We start from the raw sequence: 11,515 nt of genomic DNA, 5'->3' as shown, positions 1-11,515 counted from the left end.
ACTTGCTGAATGGCGGCTTCTAGTCGCCGAGTGCTAGTAAGCTGTCGTTCCGTCTACCAATAAGCGTTGACAGCTCGCGCCCGAAAGCCTCCACCATGCGGTCGCGATCGATTATCGACGGTGCGCGTATGCCGAGATTGGGTTGGCATGGGACGCCGGACATCTCGAATTCCTTCCGTTCCTACTCGAATCCGCATAACGTCGACCCGAATTGGTCACACCACGTATTCGGAGGTGCACGATGGGCAACTTCACCGGCTTTTCTGCCGCCGTCCTCGTTTCGCTTGCGTGCACGGGGGCAACCGCATCGACATCGTCCTTCGAGCTGTCGGACAAGGCCTTCGCGGCGCTTGATCCGACCCGCCCCGGGCGCTCCGCCTGCCGCGGCAATGCGGGTTTCGATGCAGCCTACTCCGCCAGGCTGCAACTTGCGGCGGACATCGCAAGCGAGCGCGGCATGAGTGCCGGCGCGATTGGCCTGTTTCCCGACATCGCCCGCTCGGACCTTCCGCTCGGCAAGCTAAAATCCGAGGCGCGTCGCTATTTCGATCAGGGCCTCGCCTTCGCCTATGGCTTCAACCACCGCGCCGCAATTGCCTCTTTCGTTCGTGCGCGCGAGATCGATCCGTCGTGTGCCGAATGCTGGTGGGGTGAGGCTCTGGCGCGCGGCCCGAATATCAATGCAGGAATGGATGCGGGGCAAAACGCCCCAGCCTTGCACGCGCTGGAGCAGGCACGGCGCCTGTCCACGCAATCGGGCGCCTTCACCAACGCGCTTATCGCCGCGCAGGAACTGCGCTATTCGTCGGATCCCGCCGCAGACCGGGGTAAGCTTGATCGGGGTTACGCGCAGGCCATGCTCGCGCTCGCGAGACAATTTCCCGAGAGCGATGATCTCGCCGTGCTCGCTGCCGAAGCGGCGATGAACACCAGCCCTTGGAACTACTGGTCAGTCGATGGCGTACCGGCGCCGTTGATTGCGGAGGCGGTTGGGTTGATCGAACGCGTGAGGGCGCGCACGCCCGATCATCCGCAGGCCTCCCATCTTTACATCCATTTGCTGGAACTTCCTGATCCGGCCAAGGCGGAAGCGGCCGCCGATCGGCTCGACAAGACCGGACCGGCAGCACTCGGCCATCTCGTCCACATGCCGGCGCATATCTACTTCCGGCTTGGCCGCTATCAGGATTCCATCGAGGCCAACAAGCGCGCGGTCGCGGCGGACGAGGCCTATCTGGCGACGTTCGGCGACGACGGCCTGGTCCGCTTCGGGTACTATCCGCACAATGTGCATTTCCTGCTGACATCGGCGCAGGCGATGGGCGACTTGCCAACCGTTCTCAACCAGACCCGCAAGCTCGAGAGCGTCATCGACGCCGAGATCGGCCGGGAGCTTTACTGGGTGCAGGCAATCTATGCCGCACCCTATTTTGCCCACGCGCAGTATTCCTCCCCCGAGGCCATCATCGCCCTGACCGCCGATCCGCATCCGCTCGAATATGTCGAAGCCATGCGCCACTATGCCCGCGCTGTGGCCATCGGGCTCAACCCGAAGCTTGGCGATTTCGCCGCCGAAATCGCGGCGATGGAGCGCCTAGCAAGGAGCAAGGCGGCCGCGACCATGGAGGCGAACGGCTTTCCCGCACCGCTGATCATCACACTGGCGACAGAGGTGGCAAAAGGCAGACGAGCAATGGCAAGCAAGCGCCACGGCGATGCGATCGTGCACTTTACCAAGGCCGCGGAAATGCAGAAATCCGTGCCGTATAACGAACCACCGTACTGGTATTACCCGGTCAAACAGTCACTGGGCGCGGCCTTGTTTGAGGCCGGACGGTTCGAGGATGCCAAGACGGCGTTTCAAGCGGCGCTGTTCGAAGCGCCGAACAGCGCCCTTGCCCTTTTTGGCCTTGCCCGAACCGAGGCAAGGCTCGGCAATTACCGTGAAAGGCTGGCGTCTGAGAGAGCCTTTGCAGAGGTCTGGCGAGGCGACAAAAGCTGGGTGACGATGAACCGGATCTAGTCCTGCGCATGGTCGGACTCGTGCCGCTGTCTGAAAGGCAAGTGGTATGCTGTCTACGGGAAAGCCGCCATGCGGCTTTCGGGACCGCGCTTCGATCCCGCTCATGACCGGAGCTGGTTGGGGAGCGGACAAACTGACCTAAGGAATGCCTTTGACGTATTTCTTGATCCAGCTTTTGACTTTTGCGACGCGGGTATACTGGCTCGGCAGGCCGGTTGCGCCGCATTGCTTGCCGGCGCTGACAACGCCGATCAAGATCGCCCGCGCGCCGCGGTTGCCATACAAGACCAGCGGGCCGCCGCTATCGCCGTAGCACATCTGTGCGCCATTCTTGCCGCCAACACACAAGGCGGCATCGCCCATTGCATTCACGAATTTGGTCTGCGCGGTGCAAGCTGTTTCGCTTTTCATCTCCATCGTCACGATCTGGAGATAATTGCTCGACTTGCTTTTTTCAGTCTCCGTCCAACCCCAACCATAGGAATATGCCGGCATCCCAGTGACGATCTTGCGCTGGCCGACTTCAAGGGGATCAAGAGTGACCGGGCTAATCGCATTCCTCCTGCGCACGCTGTCCGCGTCGCTTGAACGGCCGACACGGCCAGCGCGCGGATCGTACTGGATCAAGGCGATGTCGAAGACGTAGTTTTCTGATGCATCATACTGCGGATGGGGGATGGTACGCAGGATCGGATAGCTGATCCCCTCGTCAACTTGCGGATTGAAAACGCCCAGCCTGATCCGGTGGCCTCCCGTGCGAACATTGGTTTCGTTGTCGGTCAGGCAATGCGCCGCTGTCAGCACCCACCCCGTTTTAATAAGCGTGCCGCCACACGCCACCCGCTGGGTCACGCCCAGACGAATGCCGTTGAGGATTTCGGGTCGCCAGAGCAGCGCTTGCCAAGGCGCCTCATCGCGCAGTGCCCGGTTGCTACGGATGCCCTTTTCGGTCCGCGGGCAGTTTTCATGCGAGTACGTCTTCCCGCGGAAGATTTCGTTCTGTGTTAAGCAAATCTCTGTCTCGAAAGACCACCGCGATGTCTGCATTTCGGGCATCGGCGCGGGAAGGTCTCCGGGGGCAGACCCGGCATACTTGCTTGCCCGATCGCATGCTTCGAGAGATCCCGCGTCGCACAAGCGGTTGAACAGATCGGCTGAACGTTCGACATTGGTCGTCCCAAGCTCGCCCAGCTCGAGCGCGTCCGCGAGTTTGAAGCAGGCATCCAGATTGTCGGCCTCGCAGCCGCGTTCGAGCATTTCACTGATCGGCGCTGATCGCGCCAGATCGTTCCATATGTAGTTCCTGCGGATGATTTCGACCGCGTCGAGGCAGGCGTCGCCCAATCCTTGGCGGCAGCCCGATTGCAGCAATGCCAAGGCGGTTTCACGGTCAAATTCCGGCGAGAGCGAGTAAGACAAGGCTCGGCCAAGGCTTGTGCATGCTTGCGCATCATCCGGTGTGCAGGCGTTTCGCAACACAGGGATGGAACGAAGCGTTGCGGAGATCTCGCAATATCCGGGATCGATCTGACAAGCCTTGTCATAATAGGCCATGGCAAGATCCCGGTTCTCGGCGACACCGTTTCCGCGATAGGCGCGATCGCCCATATTCACGCATTCCGGGGCACTTTCGAGATAGCACGACAAATGCTGGTATTGGGCGGCTCGCGCTTCGTCGGGCTCTGGTTTGTTTTTCGCCAGCAAGACCATAGCCTGACAGGCCGACACGACCGATTTGCGGCACATGGCGTCCCACATTTCAGCCGCGCGCTGATTGTCTTCAGGCTGCCCGATTGCAAGAAGGCGCGCTCCGAGACTTAGGCAAGCCTCCTCACCTCCAGCCGTGCAAGCCTTCTCAAGAATGGCATCCGAACGGGCTAGATCCTGTCCCTGCAATTCGTTGGCGTATCGGTCGCATGCGACCAGATCGCCGAGGTCACAGGCCCTTTCGATCAAGCCGGCTTCATCTTCTCGATCCCCGTCAGGGTAGCCATAGCCCGTTTCGGTCAACTCGATATAGGCCCGGCACCCGACCCCCTCGCCGGCATCGCATGCCTCTTTGTAAAGAATATAGGCTATCGCTGGCACGGGCCAAACGCCATCACCGGAAACGTAGGCATCGCCAGCCGTCTTGCAGGCCCGCGCATCGCCTTTGTCACACGCTGCCAGATTTGCTGCGACCGCGTGTTCGGCGCGCTCCCATTCCTCGTCGCTATAGGTCTTGAGATTGATCCATTCCGATCGCTCACGCTTGTTCAGGCTTTGGGCAAAGCTGGCGGCGTAAGCTTGGCTGCGCTCATCTTCTTCATCGCCATCGGCACTAATCTGTTCTGAGTGCGCTTCCCCGCTGAACTCTTGGCCCAGGGCAAAATGTGGCGTGCACAGCATCAAAACCAGCGGCAAGAGCCGTCGGATTGGTTCCCATTTCAATCGCCACATAACTATTTCCCCCTTCTTCTGGATTTGGATCAGAATGGGTCTGCCTCGTCAACGGCGGGCGCCAAGATCGGCAGCAGGAAGAATGCGCAAGGCAGGTCTGGATCAGATATCCAATCGCTCCCGTGAGGCGCGAAACCTACTTGGCTTACGGCCGCATCGTTATCCTGTGTCCAAACGTCAGCTCTGGGGTCGCTTCTTGAATGTCGGGTTTTGGGAAACGGACCTCAAATAGCCGCCATTCGGAGCCCGAGCAGACCGTGTCGGCTGCCGCCCCAGAGTCGATCGTTGGCTTCCATCAAAATGATCGTGTGGTTCCCCCTAAAGCCGCCGTGCCGCTCCTCAAATGGGTCAGCCGGAACCGGTTGACAGCATGGCCTGGACGTCGGTGGCTAGGACGTCTCGGAGTCCGACGTCCGCAAGTCCGCTCTGGCGCTTTTTTGTCCGATGCAGATTTAACTGGAGTTTGACGAAGGGTTTTCTAACCTTCGTACGTCTAGGAATTGAGGGGGCGCTCGAATGTTTCTTCCGGGTGATGACAAGAATGCCATGCCGCGCGACGAAACAGGGCAAGTGCCCCGGCCAGCGCAGCTGGAGTGTGGTCCCGCTGCGCTCTCTGCCCCGCCTGAGGCTCAGACGCTTGGTGGCCGAGATACTCGGGAAGTAGCCGTAAGCACGCTTGCGCTGGCCGTCGCGGCTTGCGGCGGAGGGGGCAGCGGTGGCGGTGGCACCACAGGCGGCGGCGGCCCGCCGGTTGCCACCGTGCGCAAGCCCCAGACCGATGCCGAAGCGGCAGGGTTTCTCCTGAAGGCTTCGCTTTCCGCCTCGACCGGGGCTATCGCCGAACTGCGCAGCGAAGGATACGAGCCGTGGCTTGATCGCCAGTTCGCCGCCGCCAACGCCCAAACCGCGCGCGGCTATTTTGCCGACCGTGGCCTCGACCGCGTCGATGCCAACCGCTTTTACAACTCCGCGATCATCGGCGATTACATGATCTGGTCGCAGCTGCTTTCGGGCGGCAATCCCGTGCGCAAGCGGATCGCGTTCGCCCTGTCGGAGTTCTTCGTAGCGTCGCTCTCCGGCATCAACCTCACCTGGCGCGGGCCGGCGATCGGCGAATACTGGGATATCCTCAACCGCCAAGCCTTCGGCAATTTCCGCGAGCTGTTGCAGGACATTACCCTGAACCCCGCGATGGGCGTGTTTCTTAACACCCGCGGCAACCGCGCCGCCGATCCCCGCACCGGCCGGGTGCCCGACGAGAATTACGCGCGCGAGGTCATGCAGCTGTTCACGATCGGGCTGTTCGAACTGAACGCCGACGGCACCAACCGGCTGGTGAACGGCAGTCCGGTCGAATCCTACACCAGCGAAGACGTGACCGGGCTCGCCAAGGTGTTCACCGGTTATGACTTCGACCTTGCCGGGCTCGCCTTCACGCCCGAAGTCGGCGGCACGCGCCAGATCCCGGATGCCGAATACACCCGCCGGCCAATGACCGCCGATCCGGCCCGCTGGGTTCCCGCGCGCACCACCGGTTTCCATTCGCCCGAAGCGAAGACCTTCCTTGGTATGACCATCCCGGCCGGCACCGGGGCGGCCGAAAGTCTGCGGCGCGCGCTCGATCATCTTTTCAACCACCCCAATGTCGGGCCGTTCTTCGCCCGCCAGATGATCCAACGGCTGGTGACGAGCAATCCTTCGCCGGCCTATGTCGGCCGCGTCGCCGCGATCTTTGCCAATAACGGTCAAGGTCGACGCGGGGATCTTGGCGCCGTGTTCAAGGCAATCCTTACCGACACAGAGGCGCTCGATCCCGCCAATGTGGCCAATCCTAATTTCGGCAAGCTGCGCGAACCGGTGCTACGTTATGTGCAGCTTGCAAGAACCTTCGGCGCGCGTTCGAATAGCGGCAATTGGCTGATCGGCGATCTTAGCGATCAGGCCAGCGCGTTGGGGCAAAGCCCGTTGCGATCGCCCTCGGTGTTCAACTTCTTCCGCCCAGGCTACTTCCCTGCAAACACCGAAATTGCCAATCGCGGCCTGCTTGCGCCCGAATTCCAACTGGTCAACGAGACCTCGGTGGCGGGCTATGTCAATTTCCTCGAACGTGCGATCACCGGCGGGCGGACGCCGGTCGCCGACATCGCGCTCGACTTTGCGGCTGAGGTCGCGATTGCGCAGGACAGCACCGCGCTGATCGACCGGCTTGATCTGCTGCTGACCGGCCGGCAGCTCAGCCAGAGCGTGCGCGACACGATCCGCACAGCAATGGAGGACGTGGCGCTGACCGCCAGCTCGACCAACGCCGACCGGCTGCGGCGCGTGCAGATCGGCGCCCTGCTGATCCTCGCATCCACCGATTATCTGATTCAGAAGTAAGCTTCGGGGGACGCGGACATGTTCATCGGTAAGAGCATTGAAATCGAGCGGCGGGCGTTCCTCAGGCGCTCCGGCCAGCTGGCGATGATGGGGGCGGCCTCGTCCTACGCGCTCGACCTTGCAGGCCTCGCCGAAGCGGCTGCCTTCAACGGCACCGGCGGCTACAAGGCGCTGGTCTGCGTGTTTCTCTACGGCGGCAACGATCACGGGAACACTCTAGTCCCCTTCGATGCGACCAATTACTCGCGCTATGCCGCGATCCGGGGAACCGCTGGGTCAGAGGACGCATCGGGCATTGCGCTCGGCCGCAACGCGCTTGCCAATACTGTGCTCGCCGCCCCCTCCGACCAGCGGCTCACCGACGACATCACCTATGCGCTGGCCCCCACCATGCCGCGGCTCAAGACCCTGTTCGATACCGGTGCAATGGCCCCGCTGCTCAATGTCGGCCCGTTGATCGCTCCGCTGACCCGCGCGCAATACGATGCGGGCAGTGTGCCACGTCCGGCCAAGCTGTTTTCGCACAATGACCAGCAATCGACCTGGCAAAGCTCGCAGCCTGAAGGCTCGCGCACCGGGTGGGGCGGCCGGATGGGCGATCTGGCACTGAGCTCGAACACCAATGCGATGTTCACGGCGATCAATGCCACGGGCAACGCGGTGTTCCTGAGTGGCCAGACCGCAGTCCCCTATCAGGTGTCGCCAACCGGGGCGACGCTTTACAACCCATTGCAGAACGGCCGGCTGTTCAATTCATCCGCCGCCTCGCAGGCGCTTTCCACGCTGCTACGCAGTGGCTCGGGCAATGTCATGGCGGCCGACTATGCGCGCTTTAACGATCGTTCGATCCAGTATGGCGCCTTCGTCAATGATGCACTGCGAGGCGTGACGCTGAACACCAGCTTCGGTTCGGGCAACCGTCTAGCGGACCAGCTTCGGGTCGTCGCGCAACTGATCGCGGCCCGGGGGCGGCTAGGGGTAACGCGACAAGTGTTCCTGGTCTCGCTGGGCGGGTTCGACAACCACGATGGGTTGATCGGCACTCATGACGGGCTGCTGGGTCAGGTCGATTCCGCGATTGACTCCTTCTACCGCGCAACGGTGGAGCTGGGCGTCGCGGAAAACGTCACGACCTTCACCGCCTCGGATTTCGGGCGTACCCTGTCTTCAAACGGCGATGGCTCCGATCACGGCTGGGGCGCGCACCACTTCATCGTCGGCGGTGGCGTGCGCGGGGGGCGGTTCTACGGACGTGCGCCGCAGGTCTCAGTCACCAGCAACGACCAAGTCGGACAAGGTAGACTGCTGCCAGCCACCTCGGTCGACGAGCTATCTGCGACGCTGGGCCTTTGGTTTGGTGTGGCGCCCTCCGAGCTGCCTTCGGTTGCACCCAATATAGGACGCTTTGCCTCAGCCGATATTGGTTTCATGAAGCCCGCGCAGACCGCTGTGGCGGCGTCCCGATAGAAAATCAGTCGGCTACCAGATTGGCATGAGCTGCGCTTTGCAATTCGTTCCGTCAGATCAGCTTGGCCCCAAAGCCGAACGGCGGCTTTGTCTCTTGTGTCGACCAGACCTTTCTTTCAGCAATCGACCCAGACCCGGTCATACATGAAGACCAAATTGTCCGTCCGATTCCGCCCGAAGCAGCTATGCCGCTTTCGGGAATGAGCCTCGCCCCCGCTTATGACCGAAGGTGGGTGGTAAACCGAAAGGCCGCATAGAATGACAGGCCTGTTGATACCAACGCACATTCCCGAGTCCGGAAGGCTGGAAGCAAGACAATTGAGAACCGGGTCTTGATGTTTCGGCTATCCCCCTCCGGGATTGAAGCTGTCGAACGCAAGAGCGGCGGGCATGTAATCGGGCGGGGGGCTGTGGATGCTCGCGGGATCGAACACGCTGCCCTGGATGCACTCGGGCACTTCCGGGCTGAACAGTTCAACCATCGCCGGGTCAGCCCCAGCCAGCTGGGCCGCAAGCACAGATAAGTCGGTCTCGCTGGTGCTGTTGTTGCCGGCCAAGGCCAGCATTTCAGGGGAAGATGTGGGGGCGATGACCAGAAGCTCGCCCTCGTTCGGCATTTTGGACGCGAAGGAGATTTCGGCGTCGGACGACGAATTGGTTGCCAAGGGCTGCGGCGTCGCCCCGATCTCCTGCGTTCCGATGAGGATGGTGCCGCTGTTGGTATCGACCTTAAGCAGGCGCTCGTCACTACCGAACAACAGGCGCGTGCCGGTAGGGCTTATCGGAATGCTGACGCGCGTATCACCGCCTTCGATGATTACGATACTGCCAATGCGCACTGCGGTGAAGTCGCTTGCCGGTCCGGTGAAGCTGATGATGTCATCGCCGCCGGTAAAGCCGCCGCGGATCGCCACGTCGCCGCCGGTTATGGTCAGGCTCTCAGCATCAAAGCTGGTGCCGAACACATCGACATTTCCATCGATGATCACCGGCGAACCTTCGGCAACGGTTAGCCGTCCACGCACCGCTGGATCAGCAAGGTCAGGCAAGGGATCAGGCTCTGCCTGTGACGTGATCGCGGTTGCGGTCCCGCTAACCACCTGGCTGCCAATCCGCACGTTGCCTTCCACGATCGCCAGCGTGCGCGGACCATCCGCAAATACGACATTGATGCCCGTCGGACTAACTGGAATGCTCACCCGTGTATCGCCGTCGGTAATTTCCACCCGCGAGCCCACACGGGTGATAGTGTAGGCGCCGGCAGCACCAGCGAAGCGGATGATGTCATCACCGCCCGGAGCGCCGCTTAGCGTAATGTTGCCCGGCGCATCGATGATGCGGATATCCTGGAAGCCGGAGGTTACGAACAGCGCTGTGGTCCCGCCGATCCCGCCGGCAAAGCCATCGGGCACAATCAGCCGCGGTGCCACGCTGCGATCATCAACCGTGACATTAAGCGTCTGGCTATCAGCGAATACCCCATCAAAGGCCGTGACGATCACCTCGTAGCGATTGTCGCGGTCACTATCGGCCGGCGTCTCGAAGTCCGGCGCTGCGATAAATGCAAGCGCACCCGTGAGCGGGTTGATGGTGAAGAAACCGACATCACGCCCACCTGTGATCGAGTAGGTCAGGATATCGCTGTTGGGGTCGGTCGCCTCAACCCTGATAACCGAGGTGGGGCCTTCAAGAACCGAAACAGCCGAATTCGCGCCACCGCCGCTGGAGGTGATGACCGGCTGCTCGTCAGGATTCTCGGGCAAGGCGGTGGCAAAGTCATAGGTGCTGGTCCCGGCAAAATCGTTGCCCGCAAGGTCTTCGATAGCACCGGGGTTGATGACCACAAAATAGGTGGTGCCTTGCGTCAGAGCGCTCGTCGGATCGATGGTCAGGACTGATCCGCTGATCGCAATCCGGCTGCTGCTGGCGACATTGAACGCCTCGACCACGGGGCCAGTTGCAGAACCACTCCGGATCTCGACCGTGCCGCTGCCGCGCCGAATGTCCTCGGAGAAGTTGACGACAACATTGCTGCCAACCGCCACATTGACCGCGCCATCGGTCGGCGAGAAGCTTGTGACCGTGGGCGCGGCGGTATCCGCAGGCGGAACCGTGGCAAAGTCATAGGTGCTGGTCCCGGCAAAATCGTTGCCCGCAAGGTCTTCGATTGCACCGGGGTTGATGACCACAAAATAGGTGGTGCCTTGCGCCAGAGCGCTCGTCGGATCGATGGTCAGGACTGATCCGCTGATCGCAATCCGGCTGCTGCTGGCGACATTGAAGGACTCGACCACGGGACCAGTTGCAGAACCACTCCGGATCTCGACCGTGCCGCTGCCGCGCCGAATGTTCTCGGAGAAGCTGACGACAACATTGCTGCCCACCGCCACATTGACCGCGCCATCGGTCGGCGAGAAGCTTGTGGCAAGCGGCGCGGCGGTGTCCGCAGGCGGAACCGTGGCAAAGTCATAGGCGCTGGTCCCGGCAAAATCGTTGCCCGCAAGGTCTTCGATAGCACCGGGGTTGATGACCACAAAATAGGTGGTGCCTTGCGTCAGAGCGCTCGTCGGATCGATGGTCAGGACTGATCCGCTGATCGCAATCCGGCTGCTGCTGGCGACATTGAACGCCTCGACCACGGGGCCAGTTGCAGAACCACTCCGGATCTCGACCGTGCCGCTGCCGCGCCGAATGTCCTCGGAGAAGTTGACAACAACATTGCTGCCCACCGCCACATTGATTGCGCCGTCGGTCGGCGAGAAGCTTGTGATCGTGGGCGGGGTGCCATCGAATAGCGAGGCAACCGTCCGATCGCCATCAAGGAAACGCAGGTTCTCGATACCTATGAGCCGGTCTTTGCCAAACGCCGCGCTGGAAATGAAGATATCCGAGCCTTCCAGCGTGAGCTGGGCATCAGCGAAATTGACATTGAAGACAGCAGTATCGTTGCCAGGACCACCGTCGAGGACGTCATCGCCGGTGCCGCCAGATAGGACGTCGTCGCCCCCTCCACCGAAGAGATTATCATTACCCCCGTTGCCGACCAGCGAATTTGCGACACTGTTGCCGATGATCTGATCGTCACGATCGCCACCGATCGCATTCTCAATGACAGTTCCACGCGCGATATTTGACCGGCCCCCACTGAGTGGTCCGTGTTGATTGTTAGTGCAAGATTGCCTCCTGCGCCATGGCTGGCCGCAGGTG

Annotated in this window: 5 protein-coding genes; 3 read left to right on the top strand and 2 right to left on the bottom strand. The window is 61.4% G+C overall.

Translation table 11 applies throughout. The annotated features are described in order from the left end of the window. Positions 1-241: 241 nt before the first annotated feature. A complete protein-coding gene (locus GRI59_RS06610; protein WP_160760460.1) occupies positions 242-2,023 on the top strand; it encodes a tetratricopeptide repeat protein in 1,782 nt (593 codons plus the stop codon). Between the two features lie 138 nt (positions 2,024-2,161). Here the strand turns inward: GRI59_RS06610 and GRI59_RS06605 are convergent, their stop codons facing one another. Next, a complete protein-coding gene (locus GRI59_RS06605) occupies positions 2,162-4,426 on the bottom strand; it encodes a trypsin-like serine protease (protein WP_160760459.1) in 2,265 nt (754 codons plus the stop codon). Positions 4,427-5,221: 795 nt separating this feature from the next. Here GRI59_RS06605 and GRI59_RS06600 point away from each other — a divergent pair. Both GRI59_RS06600 and GRI59_RS06595 read left to right on the top strand, forming a co-directional pair. Further along, positions 5,222-6,841, top strand: a complete 1,620-nt coding sequence (locus GRI59_RS06600) for a DUF1800 domain-containing protein (RefSeq protein ID WP_337190244.1) — start codon at positions 5,222-5,224, stop codon at positions 6,839-6,841. Between the two features lie 18 nt (positions 6,842-6,859). Continuing rightward, on the top strand, positions 6,860-8,308 hold the full coding sequence (locus GRI59_RS06595) for a DUF1501 domain-containing protein (RefSeq protein ID WP_160760458.1): 1,449 nt from the start codon (positions 6,860-6,862) through the stop codon (positions 8,306-8,308). A 344-nt stretch (positions 8,309-8,652) separates the two neighbouring features. Here GRI59_RS06595 and GRI59_RS06590 read toward each other — a convergent pair. Next, on the bottom strand, positions 8,653-11,515 hold a 2,863-nt coding region (locus GRI59_RS06590), incomplete at its 5' end, for an Ig-like domain-containing protein (protein ID WP_202390936.1).

It is taken from the genome of Erythrobacter ramosus (assembly GCF_009828055.1).
In the GTDB taxonomy this organism is placed as follows: Bacteria; Pseudomonadota; Alphaproteobacteria; order Sphingomonadales; family Sphingomonadaceae; genus Erythrobacter; species Erythrobacter ramosus.
Note: the sequence above shows the minus strand (reverse complement) of the source record. Positions and strands in the feature narration are given on the sequence as shown.